The following is a 16,093-nucleotide window of genomic DNA, read 5'->3' on the forward strand; positions in this document are numbered from 1 at the left end:
AGACTACGTGGCATTCTCATGAACCCATGAGGGATTTTGGGTGTTTATTAAGCTTTCTGCGGTCACCTGAGGCAGTCTTTCAAACTGAGGCGACTCATGCACGGGCTGATCAACAGGGCGATCCAATCCTTTGTCTGCGCCACCTATGGCCGCCAATGCTGGCTGCGCGCGACCCAAGCCGCTGCGCTGGGTTTCGATGAATTCGAGGCGATGCTGATTTATGACGCGGATCTGTCGACCCGCGTGCTTGAAGCCCTCTGCGCCGAACTAAATCGTCCGAGGTCCGAGTTTTTGGAGGATTTGGGGACCTATCTTGTCTCACACCCGAATATGGAGGATTTGCGCCGGCTTATGCGCTTCGGAGGGGTCACATATGTAGAGTTCCTGCACTCACTTGATGATTTGTCGGACCGCGTACGCTTGGCTGTCTCGGACCTTAAGCTGCCGGACCTGGAACTGCAGGAGCATTCACCTGCGGAATACCGTCTTCACTGCTCCGCAGGTTTACCGGGGTATTCCAGCGTCATGACCGGCGTATTAAGAGCGATGGCGGATGACTACGGGTCGCTGGTCATTCTGTCCAATGAAGGGCGCCAAAGCGAGGCGGCGGTGATTTCGATCACATTGGTGGAAAGCGCTTTCGCGGAAGGACGCCATTTCGACCTCGGGGCACGTAAGTCATGATCAAGTCCGAAGATCTGGGAAAGCTACTGAATACCTTGTGCCCGATGTTTGTCCTTGTTGACGATGCAGGTGGGGTTACGCAGGTCGGTCCAACGCTGCAGAAGCTGCGCCCGGATCAGTGCATGATGGGACAGAGTTTTCTGGATATCTTCGAGCTCGTGCGGCCCCGGTCGATCACGACCGTCGCCCAGATGCTGACAGCGCCGGACCGTAAGCTTCATCTGAGGTTTCAGGACCGACCGCAGACCGCGTTCAAAGGTCTGATTGCCCCTTTGCCCGGTGGAGCCGGGGCGGTCGTCAACCTGTCATTCGGCATTTCGATACTGGATGCGGTACGGGACTACGCTTTGACAAGCGCCGATTTCTCGGGCACCGATCTGGCGATTGAACTGTTGTATCTGGTTGAGGCGAATTCTGCGGCGATGGAGGCATCGCGCTCGCTGAACCTCCGGCTGCAGGGGGCGATGCTGGCGGCGGAGGAACAGGCTTATACCGATACGCTGACCGGGCTGAAGAACCGGCGCGCGATGGATCACATACTTGGGCACCTGATTTCCATGAAATCGACCTTTGCGCTGATGCATCTGGATCTGGATTTCTTCAAATCAGTCAATGACCGCCTGGGTCATGCGGCAGGGGATTATGTGCTGCGGCAGGCCGCAGAGATCATGCTCGAAGAGACACGGAGCGATGATACTGTTGCCCGCGTCGGGGGGGATGAGTTTGTCCTGATTTTCAAAGGGATGACCGACCGTGAAAAGCTGGGCGGTATCGCCAGGCGCCTGATTTCGCGCCTCTGCCAGCCGATGAAATTCGAAGGATCGCCCTGTCAGGTATCGGCAAGCGTCGGCACGGCCTTGTCGACCCAGTTCGATGTGCCCAAAGCGGTGGATATTCTTCATGCCGCTGATCTGGCGCTATACGCAGCAAAACGTAGCGGACGGTCCTGTCATCGGTTCTATTCCGATTTGTTGGGGGCACAGCAATCCGGTTGATCGCAGTCGGTTTCGCGACCGTCAGGCTATAGGGTATCCAGCCTTGCAGCAATGTGCAGCTGGATCTGCGGAAGTTCTGAAACGACCGGCATGACGTGACCTTTAAAGCCGGCGCGGGCCAACTCTTGCGGGACATCCTCCAGCACGTGACCGCCGGTGCACGCGAAGAACGGAAGGCAGAGCGCGTTGCCTTCACATGCTGTGGCAGCTTCGGCGATGGATGGGGACTGTTCAACAAACCCGGTACGGATGGTTTTGAATGGGGTCATCTGACCCAACTTATCTGCGAAATCACTCGCGACGGCCGCCGGATTAGGGCTGCGACCGGAACCGTGCGCGGCGATAACAAGGTGGGTCTCGGACGCTACCCATCTCCTGTCTGTCAGCTCTTGATGCAGTGCGGCGGTCGCAAGCGCCGGCAAATCCGGATCGATCCCCAGCGGGTCCAAAACTGTAACGGACCGAGCGCCGATCCGTTTGGGCAAAGCGCTGGTGACGAACCAGCCGCGCGCCATGAACAAGGGGTAGATCGTTGTGCCATCGGGCAAGTTATCAAGGCATTCTTCCAGCGCCCGGGGGGCTGCCAGGGTGGCCGAAGATACCGAAACCCGATGACATAAAGAATCGATTTTTTGCGCAAATGCAGCCAAGGCCGCCTCGGCGGGCGCCGGGTCTGAGGGCTGGCCATGAGCTACGATAACGGCGTGTGGCATACAGGGCTCCGAATGGGTTCTGCGATAGATGTCTTGCTTATGGTCAGAGTCAATGCGGGATCGGCAATTTGGTTATCCCAACAGTGTCAGCCACAACCAGACGGTCAATATTGACGCAGCTGTTCCGATCAGCACCGAAGATGCGGCGACGCGTTTGGCACGGCCGTACATGTTGGCGAAGATGTAGGCGTTGAAACCCGGCGCCATGGCCGCCGTCAAAACGCCCGAGCGGAATAGGTCCTGCGGCAAAGCTAGTGACATTCCGAACAGCCAGACCAGACTCGGGTGCAGGAGAAGCGAGATGGCGCAGACGAAGAAGATTGCGCGTAAATCCCCTTCGGGCCGGTATTTGACCAGCACGCCTCCGAGTGCGAACAAGGCGCCGGGCAGGGCTGCGCGGGTGATCAGATTCAGCGCCTCATCCACGACTGCGGGTATTCCGAGGCCCGCAAGATTGACGATAAAGCCCAAGGCGATGCCAAGAATCAGCGCGTTCTTGAACATGGCTGACAGTACCGATTTGACCATCCGTCCTCCGCCATTTCCCCGGTTTCGAAAGACCTCCATCACCGTGATGCCGACGCAGTAGCAGAAGGGTGAATGGAATGCGATGATCGCGAAATTGCCGGTCAGGCTGTCGGGCCCGTAGGCGCGTTCGGTGATGGGCAGCCCCAAGAGTACCGAATTCGAGAACAGGCAGCAAAAGCCGATGGCGATGCAGTCTTCCCACTCGCGGCCGAAGATCAAGCGCGCACCGATCATCCCGATGACAAAACAAAGACCGGCAGCCGAATAAAAGCTGATCAGAAGCCGGGGGTTGAAGCTGGCACTCAGATCGAGATTGGCGATCGCCAGAAACAGCAGGCAAGGTATGGCAAAACCCTGGGTGAATTTCATCAACCCGTCGACATGGGTTTCACGGAAATAGCCAAACCGCGTTGCCGTATACCCGGCGCCGATGACCAGAAACACCGGCAGGATAACGTTGATCAGGCTTTGAAACATGGTCTTGCCATACTCGGCATAGGGGGTAGGACGAGCGCGAACAGCGGCTTGCCCTAGAGGGGTTGCCGGATCACCATGCCGTCAAAGGCGGGCGTGATATGATCCGGTGTTTCCGCGTCGACCGTCGCATAATCCAGATCAATATGCATGTTGGTCAGAACCGCGTGTTTTGGTTTCAATTGCTCAATCCAGCCCAGTGTTTTTTCCAGATGGGCATGGGTCGGATGGGGGGATCGGCGCAATGCATCGATGACAAGGCAATCCAGGTTTGCCAGCTCAGCCATGCTCTCGTCGTAAAGGTCAGCGACATCAGGTAGATAGACGACCTTACCCATCCTGAAGCCAAGGGCATCAATCGAACCGTGATTCACTCGAAACGGCCGAAAAGGGATGGGGCCGCCGGGGCCGGTAACCTCGAACGGGCCATCGATTGTCTTGAGGTCGAGTATTGGCGGATAAGGCGACCCCTCGGGCTGAACGAAGGCATAGCCAAATCGGCTCAGCAAATCGTTCTGGGTATCACCGTCGGCCCAAACGGGTACGCGGGTTTTCATGTTGAACACGATCATCCGCAGGTCGTCGATCCCGTTTGTATGATCGGCGTGGGAATGGGTGTAGAGCACGCCATCCAGACGTCCCGTTCCGGTATCCAGCAATTGGCTGCGCATATCAGGCGAGGTGTCGATGAGGACCGAGGTTGTCCCCTCTGGCCCTGCACGCTCGACCAACAGAGAGCAGCGGCGTCGGATGTTCTTGGGGTTGTCTGGGTCGCAGTCACCCCAGTGGCCGCCCAGTCGGGGAACACCGCCGGAAGATCCGCAGCCCAGTATTGTCAGGCGCAGCTCGTTCATGCAGCGGCCTTGTACGTGGCGGCTTTGGTAAACAACCGGTCAAAATTGGCCTGCGTTTGTGCGGCGAATTCGGCATAGTTCATCCCGAACACCTCGGCCCCCTTGCGAGCGGTGTGAGCCGTGTATGCCGGTTCGTTCCGTTTGCCGCGGTGGGGCGGCGGTGCCAGGTACGGCGCATCGGTTTCAACCAGAATGCGATTGATCGGTGCCGCGGCAAAGATATCGCGCAGTGCCTGGCTCTTGGGAAAGGCAGCGATCCCGGACATCGATAGATAAAATCCAAGATCAAGCGCGGCCCGCGCCAGTTCCGCAGAAGAAGAAAAGCAGTGCATGACGCAAGAATAAGGGGCGTTTCCGTACTCTTCCGCCAGAATACGAGCCATGTCGTCATCGGCGGCGCGTGCATGGATAATCAGGGGCAAGCCAGTGCGCTGGGCGGCTTCGATATGGATGCGCAGCGATTGTTTTTGCACTTCGGCCGACTCGGCCGTGTAGTGGTAATCAAGACCGGTTTCGCCGATGCCCACGAATTTCGGATGTTTGGCCAGAGTGACCAGTTCATCGACCGTGGCCATCGGCTCATCAGCGGCGCTCATCGGGTGGGTGCCCGCAGCGTAGAATACCGGGGCGTGGGCCTCGGCGATGGCGCGCACGGTGGGTTCGTTGCGCAACCGGGTGCAGATGGTCACCATGCGGGTCACGCCAGCCTGCGCGGCACGGGCTAAGATATCGTCCAGCTGACCGTCGAAATCCGGGAAATCCAGATGGCAGTGGCTGTCGGTAATTTCGGGGGTGAGGCTCATCAGCGGTGACCGGCGGTTTCCTGTATCTTGAACACCGTATCTAGGACTAGCGAGGCAGGGTCAAGGTTCACCGCTTGCCCATGACGTGCCCGCGCGGTGATGAGCGCGGCGACCTCGGCCCATTGTCGGGCCTGACGCGGCGAGCCCGATAGGCGCGCCAGGGTTGCCGCCTCGTTCGGGGCGGCCTCGGGCATCGGCGCTGCGCCCGTCGCGCCGGTCAGGGCCAGCCGGGACAAGGCCACATCGATCAGCGACAGCAGCAGGTCGAACTTTTCGGCTGCGCCCCGTTGCGCGGCGGTTTCCGCCAGCTTCAAGGCGCGTTGCCGATCCAAGCGGGGCAACGTGCCGAGAATGGCAACCAGTTCCGCGTAAATCTCAAGCCCGCCGAGATTGATCAAACGGACCGCGTCGCCCACGGACCCGGCTGCGAGCGCAGCCAGATGGTCAGTCTGGCCGGGTATCTCTGTGCCGGTCTGATGCAGCGCGGCCTGCATGTCGTCGGTGCCAAGCGGAGAAAGCCGCAAGCTGCGACAGCGCGACCGAATGGTCGGAAGCAAGCGCGAGGGTTGGTGTGAGATCAACAGTAATGTCGTGCGCGCGGGGGGCTCCTCGAGCATTTTCAGCAGCGCGTTGGCTGCGCTGACATTCATCTCATCTGCCGAATCCACGATGACGACCCGCCGACCGCCGTCGGCAGAGGACAGACCGAAGAACCGCCCCAGTTTGCGAATGTCGTCGACAACGATTTCGTTTCGCAGCCGTCCCTGATCATTCACGGATCGGGTGATTGCGGCAAGGCCAGGCTCGGCCCCGGCTTGAATGCGGTGCGCGACGGGGTGATCCGCGTCGACGTCCAGCGTGTCAGGCGGTGGCGGAGCGCCGAACAATCCGCCGTCATCCGCGGGAGGTGTGGCCAGCAGGAACTGCGCGATGCGCCAGGCAAGCGTCGCCTTGCCCACACCACGCGGACCCGTCAGCAACCAGCCGTGGTGCAGTCGGTCAGAGTTGTACGCTGTTAAAAACGCCTGTTCCGCCGCATCCTGCCCAAATAGCCGGACGGTTTCGCGCGGATGCGGGGCGCCGGGGGCTTGATCCGGTGATGGTGTGTCGTCGCTCATGTCTGGTCTATCGCAGGGCTACCATGACAATGTCTGTCACATCCTGCGCGACGCTGTCCATGTCTCGATTGCCATCCACCACGCGGAACCTGTCCGAGAACTCCTCGGCCAGGCCCAGAAAACCGGCCCGCATCTGCTGTTGAAGGTCAAGGCCGAAATCCTCGAACCGCTCCTCAGCCCCTTGGCGGCCCTTGGCACGGGACAGCCCCGTTTCCGGGTCCATGTCGATCAGCAAAGTCAGGTCAGGTTCCCGTCCGATCATCAGTTTGTGCAACTGATCGACCAGACCCCGCAGGTCACCGCGCGACAGGCCCTGATACATGCGGGTGCTGTCGGCGAACCGGTCACAGATCACAACTTTACCTTCGGCCAGAGCGGGTTCGATCGTACGCTCCAGATGATCACGCCGGGCGGCGGTGAACAGCAGAATCTCGGTTTCGGCTGACCAGCGATCAGGATCGCCTTGCAGGACAAGGCTGCGGATTTCCTCGGCCCCGTCCGAGCCGCCCGGTTCGCGGGTCAGAACGACGTCGCGGCCCTCGCGTCGCAGATGCTCGGCCAGCAGGCGCGCCTGCGTGGACTTGCCCGATCCGTCAATGCCCTCGAAGGTCAGAAACGTCCCGCGCGCTGTCACATTTGCTCCAATGGGGTGCTGATCACGTCTTTCAGAACGATACCGCCAACGGTCATCATTCGGACGACAAACCCGCCCAGAGGCACATCCTTGTCCGCCACCAGAGGGCGCCGGATTTCTGGCAAGCCTTCGGGTTTGATCACCAGTTCGGCCAGTTGCTCGCCTTTGCTGACGGGTGCATTGATCGGGCCGTCATAGACCACCTCGGCCTCGATATCCTTGTCGCCCAGCACCGGGAACAACAGGGTCAAGTCATCTTCGGGGACCAAGCCCACCGTTTTTTCAGCACCCATCCAAAGCTTGGCCTGAGTTACCGGTTCTTCCGCATTGGCAACTGTCCTCTCGACAAAATTTCGAAACGACCAGTTAACCACGGCCTCAGCCTCCTCTGCGCGCTTGCCGACGCTATCGAGACCGGAGAGAACAAAGACAATCCGGCGATCGCCTTGTTTGGCCGAACCAACCAGGCCGTACCCGGCTTCCTGCGTATGGCCGGTCTTGAGGCCGTCGGCCCCGATATCCAGTTTCAGCAGCGGATTGCGGTTGCGCGCGTTCGAGGGCGCACGGCCATCGAATTCGAACACTTCTTCTGCAAAGAGCGGATAGTATTCCGGGAAATCGGTAATCAGCCGGTCGGCCAGAACCGCCAGATCGTGCACCGACATCATATGTCCGGCTGCCGGCCATCCGTTGGAATTGGCAAAGTTCGAGTTATTCATGCCCATTTGCTGCGCGCGCTGGGTCATGAACCGCGCGAACCCCGCCTCTGTTCCGTCGGGGCTGAGCGCCTCGGCAATCACCACGCAGGCATCGTTGCCAGAAAGCACGATGATCCCGCGCAAAAGGTCCTCGACCCGCACCCGGTCCTGGGTGTTCAGGAACATGGTCGAGCCACCATAGCTCATGGCGTGTTCCGAGACCGGCAACGTCTCATCCAGCGTCAGGCGGCCATCGCGCAGGGCTTCAAACGCGACATAGAGCGTCATGAGTTTCGACATGGACGCGGGCGGCAGAGGCTGATCGGCATCTTTCGACAGCAATACAGTGCCGGTTTTCTGATCAATCACATAGGCTGCGCGTGCGGTTGTGTCGAACGCATGGGCTGGCAGCGCCATAAGCGCAAGCCCGAGGGCCAGGGTAGTGGATCGCAAAGCGGAAAGCATCATGGGCCTCCTGTTCTGTCAGTTCTTGGCCGTAAAGGCGTCGGTGAACCCGAGGTCTTTCACGTCATTCAAAAGTGCCCGGCGTTCCGCGCGGGTTGTGACCGGTCCAACCAGAACACGCCAGACCGATTTGTCTTCGCTTTTCAGCTCAAACACTTCGGCGGGCATACCGTTGCGGCGAATCTTGCCCGCTGCACTCTTGGCGTTGGCTTCGACACTGAATGTGCCAGCCTGAACATAGGGTTTTGACAAGCTACCAGTCGCTGCGGCGCTTGTTGCCGCTGGAGCTGCCGCGGCGGTTGGCTCGGAGGCCTCGATGGCTGCTGCGGCCCCGGCAATCGGGTCCAAAGGCGTTTCGGTGATTTCGTCAGGGTTCTTTTTCTGCCACCACTTACGTTTGGCCGGTTTTTCAGCCGGAGGTGTCAGCTCCGGGTCGCTCAAGGCGGCGGTCTGAGGGTCTGACGAAGCGGCTTCGGCAGCCGTTGCGGCGGCGGCCCCGGCAGCAGCAGCGCTTGCCTCGTCGCTCGGCTTTTTCTGCCACCATTTGCGTTTGGCCGGCTTTTCGGGCGCTTGCGGCTCTGCCGCGGCCAGTTCCGTACCCTGAGTATCAGCAGGGGCGGCATCATCCTCAGATGAAACGACGGCTGCGCCAGCCGCTGCCCCTGCAACGGCGGCTGCACCAGAGCTTGTCTCGCTGGACGGCTTTTTCTGCCACCACTTACGCTTCGCGGGCTTTTCGGATGCCTCGCCTTGAGCGGTTTCGGTCGCGGCTTCGGTTCCTTCCGCCGCATCGCTGTCATCGGCTGGTTCTGTTTCCGCCGGGGCAGGGGGCGCTTCTATCGCCTCGCGCCGCAGTGCCACAACCTGAACCTTGGTCGGAGCGCCAGCAAGCATCCCCAATTTCTCTGCGGCTGAAGACGAGACCTGCAGTGCAGGTCCCGGCAGGTTCCGCTCGCGGCGAAACAGCGCGCCGGTGACGGATTTGTTGTTGGCGGTGTTCTTGATCACCACCCGCTCGGGTTGCGTGACGTCGGGATGCGCCACCCAGATGCCACCCAGTGATGGCCGCCCATCCCAAAGCCCCGCTTCGGTTACCTGAAATACTTCGGGCGCTTCAACATCGCGCTGTTTGCCGGATGCAGCCTCGGGGAACAATTCAAACCGATTGGTGTTGTCTGCATTTTCAGCTGCGGCATCTTCGGTCGGGGTCTCTTGCGGGTTCAACCCTTCCTCGCACCCGGCCAATGCCGTCAACGCCACGACCAGAATTGCCAGCCGTTGTGGCCCAAAGCGTGTGCCCGTAGCTCGCTCCATTTTCTCAATCCCTTGCCTGACAAGGCCATGCTGGCCGCGCCCCACCGCGTGTTCGCTGGTTCTTGATGCCAGTCTCGTGCGGTCTTTCACGCGGATCATAGCGCGGGCATCGGGCCAAGGAAAGACTACTGCTTTCGCTTCGGCAAGATTTCCCGCTTTATGGCTTGCCTCTGCGCTCAACTCGTCTTAGACCCGGCTTCACGCGGGGAGGTGGCAGAGTGGTCGAATGCGGCGGTCTTGAAAACCGTTGAACGTGAGAGCGTTCCCAGGGTTCGAATCCCTGTCTCCCCGCCACTCGTTTGCCCGTTCCTGACTTGGTCGCTTTCCTCATATTTTTATAGAAAACGGCCATTTAACGATAGGCCATGGTTCCCTAGCCGCCTTGCTGTAAGATGAAAACTTGCTGTTCGTCATTGAAAAGGTGCTTGGTTTGAGTGAGCAATTTGTAGCAGTTTTGCAGCAAGTAGTGAGAACTGCGTAACGATAGGGTGTTTTGAATGAACCTTTATACAAAGAATGGTCGCCCGCTTCAGGTTCAAGGTGATGTGGTTTACAGCCGTTCGGGCAAGCTTGTCGGGAAAATAGCGAATGACCGGGTTTTTGGACCAAACGGTAGTTATGTTGGCACAATTGATGGTGGTCGCTTAATTTATCGCTCAACCGAAAGCGCAGCCCGAGGTTACAGCTTCACCACCGCCAATGTCGCTGGTTCAGCAATGGGGTCTGTCGCAGGTGTGGCCAGCTGGGGTGACGAACCAGATATTCCCGACTAAGGAGCTCCACCCCCGCGACGGTTGTAGCGGGGGTGCCTGTCGGTTCGCACAGGAAGGAGTGGCTGTGGTCGACTGGTTCCGTTTGTTTTACGTCCGACCGTTTCCTATGGGATGGGCGGTTGCCGAGACCGCACCGCCGCTGCACTCCTTGCGACGGTTACCCCCCCTTGTCTCAGTGCAGTTTGGGGCTGTATGCGCCGCTGTACCGGGGCTGCTCCAACAGTTTCGTTTCTGTGTTCAAGCGGTGGCTTTGTCAGCAGCGATCTGTGCTGCTCGGATCTGTTTTGCCTTTGTGGAATTACTACCGACTGCCTTCTCAAGATCTAGAAAAGCTTTGCCAGCGTCCCGCTTGATCATTGCCAGCGCTTGCTCTGGCGTTACATTGAAGGATTGATTACGGCGGGCAAGGCAGGCGGATTGGATCTCACCAAGCTCTGCGTTTGGAACAAGACCCGCGGAGGGATGGCAGCCTCTACCGCTCCAGGCACGAGTTGGTCGCGATTTTCAAGAAGCCGGGGACGACGAAAATCAACAATGTCGAACTGGGCAAACAAGGGGGCAACCGGACCAATGTCTGGGATCATGCCGGTGTGAACAGCTTTGGGGCAGGGCGCGAAGCGGATCTTGCTGATCATTCTACAGTGAAGCCTAAAGCACTGGTGGCAGATGTTATATCAATGTGAGCCATCGCGGCGATGTCGTGCTGGATGCTTTTGGCGGATCTGGCGCGAACTTGCTGGCAGCTGAGAAAACCGGACATCAGACGCGACTCATTGAGATCGACCCTGTTTACGTCGATGTTGTTATCCGCCGTTGGCAGCAGATGACTGGTCAGGGCGTCGTGCACGCCGTGACAGGTCAGACGTTCGATGCGCGTTCTGCTGCCAGCTGACGTCGCCTCAAAGCTGGAGACAGATCATGTCTGGCGATACGAAAGAGTATGACGAGGGTTACGGTAAACTGCCCAAAGTAACCCGGCTCAAAAAAGGCCGACCCGGCAATCCAAAAGAGCGGTCGAAAGGTGCCAAAGGCGTGAATGACAGTATGAAACGCGAACTGGAAGCCAAGATCACAGTCCGCGAAGGCAACCACGAAACTCGGATTTCCAATGCGGAGGCATTGCCAAGCGGCTCACGGCTGGTGCGTTGAAGCGCGACACGAAATTGCGCTGGCGCTTCTCGAGGTCGACGCCGATCTGTTCAACACGAGTGACATGGACGCGCAAGCAAGCGCTCTTGCGGTTGAGCCGGACGGTGTCGACTTCGATATCCTCCGGGACTTCTTTTCCAGCCACCCGGAGGGCGGGGGCGGTCCGGAAAATAATGAGGCGGAAGGTGGCGGTTCCCGATCCCAATATGGTCCTGCAAGCCGCTCGCGAGATTTGTCGGGACAATCTTCCCCTTCGTGTGGCGTCTTTTTGACACGGTGTCGGTGCGCGAAGTGGTTGATCATCAATATTCCGCCCCGGAGCCTGAAATCGATCACCATGGCCGTCGTATATGTCGCTTATCTTCTGGGGCGCTCACCGAGCGCCAAGATCATTGTTGTGAGCTACGGGCCGGATCTGGCGCGTACGGGCAACATCCCAGGAGAAATCCGCACCACAAAGGGAGGCAGCCGCAAGGCCATCTCCATCGGCAGTTCTGTTACTGGCCATGGCGCTGATTACATCATCGTCGATGATCTGCTGAAAGCGGATGATGCAGGTTCCGAAGCCGAGCTGGTCAAGGCACAGGAGGTTATTGAGGGAACCTTGCTGCCGCGCTTTGACAGCCCGTGCGAAGGGCGTGTGGTTATGGTCGCGCAACGGCTGCACGAGATGGATCCGCCGGGTTACCTGTTCGAACGCGGTACCTATCGGTACTTGAATCTATCCGCTATCGCACAAGACTATGGGGCAGGTTCCTCCTGTGCGTGGAAATACCATGCGCCGCAAACCGGGTGATCTTTGGTATCCCTAGAGTCTGGATCAGGACACGCGGGATACCAAGCGTGGCGAAATGGGCGCGGCCTAGTTCAATTGCCAGCATCAGCAGAACCCGATTGCGCCAGACGGATCGCCCTTGAGCTGGGAGTTGTTCCGTACCTACGAGACCATCGAAGATTGCCGCTGGTTCTAACTGGTCGTTCAAAGCTGGGATATGGGTATCTCTGCGGATCCCCGGTCCGACCTCTCAGCCTGCACAACCTTGGGGGTTCGGCGAAAATGTGTGATACCTCATCGAGGTCTGGCGCGGGCAGGTAGACTACTCACACCTGAAAGCCAAGACGTTACAGCTTGTCGGTCGTTGGTATCCGGATCGCGTTCTGATCGAAGATGCTGCCCCAGGCAAACCGCTTTTGGACGAGTTGTTTCGTGATGGCCGTCGGTGCTACGAACGCATTAATCGGACAAGGAAGCCCGGTTCCAGGCCGCTTGCGGTCCTGTCGAATAGGGTAAGGTGTATCTGCAGGCAGACGCGCCCTTGTTGGCGGTGTTCAAACAGGAGCTGCAGTCCTTTATACGCGTGCGAAACGAAGATCAGGTCGACAGCTTTGCCCATTTTCTGAACTGGTCCAAGGGACTGGGGGTCTACCGGGCGCTAGGCCGCGACCACTGGATCAATATCGAACGTCTTTAGGGCACTCGCGAACAGATCAGACGGCGGTAGAACAGAACACAAAGTCCGAGGCCGATGGTCGGCCTTGAATCATCCAGCGAAACCCTGGTCATTGGGGCCGAATGGGCTGGAAAGCTGACCTACACCGCGGTTGCACTACGACTTTGTTCAAGAACACAAAGCGGACACTCGATACACTTAGATTCAGTCAACCTAGTATACTAAAGCGGTTTGTATTCGCGTTCCAGAAAACGTCCAACTGCTAGCAAATTCCGTTGGGGGAATAGTCTGTCCAAGTCGGCTAATATACGGACACAGGGCTTGTCGTTCCTCTAACGACACGCTCCAGCTCGCAGCAGATTTTAAAAGGAGCTGAATCTTCTGAGGTAATGTAGTCGGTAAATCTTTCGCCGGCTAGCTTTCCAATGGTTTCTGCTGGGATGCGAATGGTGGTAAGGCCCGGTTCCACGTCTGCTGATCCTTTAAAGTCTCCGATGCCGATGATTGACAGGTCGTCGGGGACCTTCAATCCAAGGCTTTGGGCTGCAAACAATGCTCCCTGCGCGATGACATCATTTCCGCAAAGTAGAGCAGTTGGACGAGAGCGCTCGGTCAAAAGGGATATGGCCGCTTTCTTGGCTTGCGACACACTATATGGGGCTTCGGACTCATGCTCACTCGGAACGGATATACCCATTTCGGTAAGCGCAGCATGTACGCCAGAAATTCGATGTTGCGCGCGGTCATTACCATTGGTTTGGGGAAAGATCAGCCCAATGTTACGGTGCCCCAAGGCCAGTAGGTGTTCTGTTGCAAGACGCCCGGCCAGCCGATTGTCGGCCCCGACACACGGAAGGATGCAATCTTCCGAATAATTCCAAATAGCGAGCGCGGGTATTTTCTGCTGTTCGATCAGTCGGGTGCTGGCGTCGGAGTGTTCCAATCCTACAAGCGCTACTCCGTCGACGCGGTGTTCAAGAAACTTGCGGACCATCGCGTATTCCCGATCAAGGTCATATCCGTGGGACGCTAGCAACAGGCTGAATCCGGCTTTATCAATTGAGTCCGAGAAGGCCTGAATGACCTCGGCAAAAATGGCGTGGTTGATCGTAGGGACCACCAGGCCGATGGTACCGGAACGTTTGCCATGCATCGTCTGCGCAGCACGGTTTCGGATATACCCCAACTTTTGCACCGCCCGATTGATCTTTTTCCGAGTCGCGGGGCTGACCAAATTCGGGTGATTGAACGTGCGGGACACTGTTGACGGTGACACTTTTGCGGCCTTTGCGACGGCTACAATATCTACCTTACCCTTTTGTAAATTAGACATAATATTCTCCCGTTTGGTCGAATTTATGAAAACATTTGCAATACTATTTTCATCGCCTACCCTGATTTGTCAACAAAAGTAAAAACATGAACCGATGGGTTGGGAGGCCCTGAATGGACTTCATTTATTACTTCGGAGATGTATTCACGCCGCTGTCTTTCATGCTGCTGTTGGGGGGCACGATTGGGGGGCTGATCCTGGGGGCGACGCCGGGCTTGTCGCCCACAATGGCGGTCGCACTACTGATCCCGTTCACCTTTCAACTGGAGGCTGCGCAAGGTCTGATCCTACTGGGTGCGGCCTATACGTCGACCGTCGCAGGTGGTGCGGTCAGTGCTATTTTGCTTAAGATCCCCGGTGCGCCAGCAAATATCGCAACGACGTTGGACGGGCATACCATGGCCAAACAGGGGCAGGGTGCTCGGGCGCTGCAATTGTCGTTTCTGGCCTCGGCCGTGGGCGGCGTTTTTGGCGTGCTTCTGTTGATTTTTCTGACCCCCGTGTTGGCGAAATGGGCTTTGGCTTTCGGGCCGTCACATCTGTTCTGGCTGGCTATTCTGGGCGTAACAGTGATCGGGACGCTGGATTCCGCCTCGGTGGTCAAAGGTCTGCTTTCAGGCTGTATCGGGTTGTGGCTGGCCACAATTGGCTTTGACGACATCATGGGGGCGCAACGTTTTATCTTTCACCCCGCGTTGGGCGGCGGCATCAATATCATCGCCGCGCTGATTGGCCTGTTCGCGATCCCGCAGGTGCTGACAATGTTCGCAAAGGGTCGCCACAACACCGGTGCCGAAGTGATTGAAGTACAACGGCATTCTATCCTCGAAGCTTTCCGAGAGCTTTTCAGCCGTACTCGAGCATTGAGCATCGGAACATTGACTGGGTCGATCATCGGTCTGATCCCCGGTGTTGGAGGGCAAATCGCGGGGCTCGTCGCTTATGATCAGACCAAGAAATTCTCGTCCGAGAAAGACAAGTTCGGCACAGGTCATTCCGAAGGCGTAATCGCCGCGGAGTCTGCCAATAACGCGATGGTGGGCCCGTCTTTGGTGCCGCTGCTGACCCTTTCGATCCCAGGTAGCCCAACCGCCGCCGTGCTGCTGGGCGGATTGCTGATACATGGGATTTTCCCGGGTTCCGACCTCTTCGATAACCATCCAGACGTGGCATGGACATTCATCAACTCGATGCTGATTGGACAGGTTCTGATGTGCGTCTTTGGCCTCTATGTCGCCGGGCTCGCAGCACGTGTAGCCCAAGTCCCGCAATCGGTGATGGCAGCGATCGTTCTGGCACTGTCTGTATTCGGGGCCTATTCGGTGCAGGGGTCGATGGGCGACGTCTATGTCATGGCCTGTCTTGGCATCGGCATGTTCTTTCTGGAACGTTTCGGATTCTCTGCCGCACCGCTGGTGCTGGGTCTGATCCTTGGCCCCATCGCCGAAGCCAACTTTATTCAAGGCGGGATGATCGCCGACGCGACCGTCGGCAAGGCTTCGTATTTCTTAACTGGTGGACTGAACCTGTTGCTGATTGCAGTGGTGCTTGCCTCAATCGCTTACTCGGTCTGGATGGAATTGCGCCACCGTCGCTACACCACCAAAGAGGAGGCGCAGGCATGAACCGCTCGCAACACGTATTCGGGTCGGGTCTGGTATTTGCCGTCGGTCTATGGGTGACCTGGGTCAGCTATACCCAGCAACCGGCCGAGGCATTCCTGTTCCCGCGTCTAATCGCATCAGTTTTCGTGGTTCTGGCCGGGTGGACATTTGGCAAAGCGGTGATGGGCCTGTCCAAGGTCGGAAATGGTGTAACACGCACGATGTTCCTGAACATGCTGCCGGGCTTGGTCATTACGCTTATCTACGTGTTCTGGGCCGCCAAATCGCTGGGCTTCTATACAGCCACGGCAATCGCATTTTTCATTTTACTGTCGATTTACGACCCGGCCCCGCACGACGAGGCAAAAAGCTGGATGAAGCGCTGCATTATCACGGGTGTCTTTGTGACGGTGATGTACGGTCTCTTCGCCATGCTTCTAAACGTCTACACACCAAAGGAAATTCTGTTCTGACCACATGATCCACGTGGCTGAACCTTATCT

19 protein-coding genes and 1 tRNA gene are annotated in these 16,093 nt (G+C 58.0%); 11 read left to right on the forward strand and 9 right to left on the reverse strand.

What is annotated here, in order from left to right; translation table 11 throughout:
• Positions 1-96: 96 nt before the first annotated feature.
• Together RA27_RS01525 and RA27_RS01530 are read left to right on the forward strand one after the other, a co-directional pair.
• Positions 97-684: a heme NO-binding domain-containing protein gene (locus RA27_RS01525; RefSeq protein WP_039534331.1), complete on the forward strand. Its 588-nt coding sequence runs from the start codon at positions 97-99 to the stop codon at positions 682-684.
• A complete protein-coding gene (locus tag RA27_RS01530) occupies positions 681-1,679 on the forward strand; it encodes a GGDEF domain-containing protein (protein WP_039534333.1) in 999 nt (332 codons plus the stop codon). The genes RA27_RS01525 and RA27_RS01530 overlap by 4 nt, the downstream gene beginning before the upstream one ends.
• A gap of 26 nt (positions 1,680-1,705) precedes the next feature.
• Here RA27_RS01530 and RA27_RS01535 read toward each other — a convergent pair whose 3' ends face one another.
• From RA27_RS01535 to RA27_RS01570, 8 genes are all read right to left on the reverse strand, one after another.
• Complete coding sequence (locus tag RA27_RS01535; protein ID WP_039534336.1) at positions 1,706-2,392, reverse strand: CbiX/SirB N-terminal domain-containing protein; 687 nt, start codon at positions 2,390-2,392, stop codon at positions 1,706-1,708.
• 72 nt (positions 2,393-2,464) lie between these two features.
• The gene (locus tag RA27_RS01540; RefSeq protein WP_039534338.1) at positions 2,465-3,397 is read right to left on the reverse strand and encodes an AEC family transporter; all 933 of its coding nucleotides are present in this window, start codon (positions 3,395-3,397) and stop codon (positions 2,465-2,467) included.
• A gap of 53 nt (positions 3,398-3,450) precedes the next feature.
• Positions 3,451-4,248, reverse strand: coding sequence for an MBL fold metallo-hydrolase (locus tag RA27_RS01545; protein ID WP_039534340.1), 798 nt, complete (start codon positions 4,246-4,248; stop codon positions 3,451-3,453).
• Positions 4,245-5,051 (reverse strand): TatD family hydrolase, encoded by an 807-nt coding sequence (locus RA27_RS01550; protein ID WP_039534342.1) that lies wholly within the window; start codon positions 5,049-5,051, stop codon positions 4,245-4,247. Before RA27_RS01550 ends, RA27_RS01545 begins: the two co-directional genes overlap by 4 nt.
• Positions 5,051-6,169, reverse strand: a complete 1,119-nt coding sequence (locus tag RA27_RS01555) for a DNA polymerase III subunit delta' (protein WP_039534343.1) — start codon at positions 6,167-6,169, stop codon at positions 5,051-5,053. The genes RA27_RS01550 and RA27_RS01555 overlap by 1 nt, the downstream gene beginning before the upstream one ends.
• Before the next feature lie 7 nt (positions 6,170-6,176).
• On the reverse strand, positions 6,177-6,803 hold the full coding sequence (tmk, locus tag RA27_RS01560; protein ID WP_039534344.1) for a dTMP kinase: 627 nt from the start codon (positions 6,801-6,803) through the stop codon (positions 6,177-6,179).
• Entirely contained in the window at positions 6,800-7,966 is a 1,167-nt protein-coding gene (locus tag RA27_RS01565; protein ID WP_039534345.1) for a D-alanyl-D-alanine carboxypeptidase family protein, read from the reverse strand. Before RA27_RS01565 ends, tmk begins: the two co-directional genes overlap by 4 nt.
• 18 nt (positions 7,967-7,984) lie before the next feature.
• Complete coding sequence (locus tag RA27_RS01570) at positions 7,985-9,280, reverse strand: SPOR domain-containing protein (protein ID WP_039534347.1); 1,296 nt, start codon at positions 9,278-9,280, stop codon at positions 7,985-7,987.
• 204 nt (positions 9,281-9,484) lie between these two features.
• On the opposite strand from RA27_RS01570, the gene RA27_RS01575 reads away from it, so the two are divergent.
• From RA27_RS01575 to RA27_RS01600, 7 genes are all read left to right on the forward strand, one after another.
• A tRNA-Ser gene (locus RA27_RS01575) sits at positions 9,485-9,574 on the forward strand.
• A 203-nt stretch (positions 9,575-9,777) separates the two neighbouring features.
• The gene (locus tag RA27_RS01580) at positions 9,778-10,053 is read left to right on the forward strand and encodes a 4-fold beta flower protein (RefSeq protein ID WP_039534348.1); all 276 of its coding nucleotides are present in this window, start codon (positions 9,778-9,780) and stop codon (positions 10,051-10,053) included.
• Between the two features lie 491 nt (positions 10,054-10,544).
• Positions 10,545-10,736, forward strand: coding sequence for a hypothetical protein (locus tag RA27_RS24565; protein ID WP_052265130.1), 192 nt, complete (start codon positions 10,545-10,547; stop codon positions 10,734-10,736).
• Positions 10,733-10,945 carry a DNA methyltransferase gene (locus RA27_RS24300; protein ID WP_052265131.1) on the forward strand — a complete coding sequence of 71 codons (213 nt, stop codon included), beginning with the start codon at positions 10,733-10,735 and terminating at the stop codon, positions 10,943-10,945. Before RA27_RS24565 ends, RA27_RS24300 begins: the two co-directional genes overlap by 4 nt.
• Positions 10,946-10,971: 26 nt before the next feature.
• On the forward strand, positions 10,972-11,202 hold the full coding sequence (locus RA27_RS01590; protein ID WP_039534349.1) for a DUF5681 domain-containing protein: 231 nt from the start codon (positions 10,972-10,974) through the stop codon (positions 11,200-11,202).
• Between the two features lie 337 nt (positions 11,203-11,539).
• On the forward strand, positions 11,540-11,998 hold the full coding sequence (locus RA27_RS24570) for a hypothetical protein (RefSeq protein ID WP_206539979.1): 459 nt from the start codon (positions 11,540-11,542) through the stop codon (positions 11,996-11,998).
• Between the two features lie 496 nt (positions 11,999-12,494).
• Positions 12,495-12,674 (forward strand): hypothetical protein, encoded by a 180-nt coding sequence (locus tag RA27_RS01600; protein WP_039534350.1) that lies wholly within the window; start codon positions 12,495-12,497, stop codon positions 12,672-12,674.
• A 280-nt stretch (positions 12,675-12,954) separates the two neighbouring features.
• Here RA27_RS01600 and RA27_RS01605 read toward each other — a convergent pair whose 3' ends face one another.
• Positions 12,955-13,986, reverse strand: coding sequence for a LacI family DNA-binding transcriptional regulator (locus tag RA27_RS01605; protein WP_039534351.1), 1,032 nt, complete (start codon positions 13,984-13,986; stop codon positions 12,955-12,957).
• Between the two features lie 113 nt (positions 13,987-14,099).
• Here RA27_RS01605 and RA27_RS01610 point away from each other — a divergent pair, with 113 nt between their 5' ends.
• Positions 14,100-15,611 carry a tripartite tricarboxylate transporter permease gene (locus tag RA27_RS01610; protein ID WP_039534352.1) on the forward strand — a complete coding sequence of 504 codons (1,512 nt, stop codon included), beginning with the start codon at positions 14,100-14,102 and terminating at the stop codon, positions 15,609-15,611.
• The gene (locus RA27_RS01615) at positions 15,608-16,063 is read left to right on the forward strand and encodes a tripartite tricarboxylate transporter TctB family protein (protein ID WP_039534353.1); all 456 of its coding nucleotides are present in this window, start codon (positions 15,608-15,610) and stop codon (positions 16,061-16,063) included. The genes RA27_RS01610 and RA27_RS01615 overlap by 4 nt, the downstream gene beginning before the upstream one ends.
• Positions 16,064-16,093 lie beyond the last annotated feature (30 nt).

Source organism: Ruegeria sp. ANG-R (assembly GCF_000813985.1).
Lineage (GTDB): Bacteria > Pseudomonadota > Alphaproteobacteria > Rhodobacterales > Rhodobacteraceae > Ruegeria.

Bases quoted from the DNA above. Each gene is read 5' to 3' on its own strand.
- RA27_RS24570 (WP_206539979.1), top strand. From the start codon at position 11,540: ATGGCCGTCGTATATGTCGCTTATCTTCTGGGGCGCTCACCGAGCGCC.
- RA27_RS01540 (WP_039534338.1), bottom strand. From the start codon at position 3,397: ATGTTTCAAAGCCTGATCAACGTTATCCTGCCGGTGTTTCTGGTCATC.
- RA27_RS01530 (WP_039534333.1), top strand. From the start codon at position 681: ATGATCAAGTCCGAAGATCTGGGAAAGCTACTGAATACCTTGTGCCCG.
- RA27_RS01610 (WP_039534352.1), top strand. From the start codon at position 14,100: ATGGACTTCATTTATTACTTCGGAGATGTATTCACGCCGCTGTCTTTC.
- RA27_RS01550 (WP_039534342.1), bottom strand. From the start codon at position 5,051: ATGAGCCTCACCCCCGAAATTACCGACAGCCACTGCCATCTGGATTTC.
- RA27_RS01555 (WP_039534343.1), bottom strand. From the start codon at position 6,169: ATGAGCGACGACACACCATCACCGGATCAAGCCCCCGGCGCCCCGCAT.
- RA27_RS01605 (WP_039534351.1), bottom strand. From the start codon at position 13,986: ATGTCTAATTTACAAAAGGGTAAGGTAGATATTGTAGCCGTCGCAAAG.
- RA27_RS01565 (WP_039534345.1), bottom strand. From the start codon at position 7,966: ATGCTTTCCGCTTTGCGATCCACTACCCTGGCCCTCGGGCTTGCGCTT.
- RA27_RS01570 (WP_039534347.1), bottom strand. From the start codon at position 9,280: ATGGAGCGAGCTACGGGCACACGCTTTGGGCCACAACGGCTGGCAATT.
- RA27_RS01525 (WP_039534331.1), top strand. From the start codon at position 97: ATGCACGGGCTGATCAACAGGGCGATCCAATCCTTTGTCTGCGCCACC.
- RA27_RS01535 (WP_039534336.1), bottom strand. From the start codon at position 2,392: ATGCCACACGCCGTTATCGTAGCTCATGGCCAGCCCTCAGACCCGGCG.
- RA27_RS01590 (WP_039534349.1), top strand. From the start codon at position 10,972: ATGTCTGGCGATACGAAAGAGTATGACGAGGGTTACGGTAAACTGCCC.
- RA27_RS01545 (WP_039534340.1), bottom strand. From the start codon at position 4,248: ATGAACGAGCTGCGCCTGACAATACTGGGCTGCGGATCTTCCGGCGGT.
- RA27_RS01580 (WP_039534348.1), top strand. From the start codon at position 9,778: ATGAACCTTTATACAAAGAATGGTCGCCCGCTTCAGGTTCAAGGTGAT.
- RA27_RS01615 (WP_039534353.1), top strand. From the start codon at position 15,608: ATGAACCGCTCGCAACACGTATTCGGGTCGGGTCTGGTATTTGCCGTC.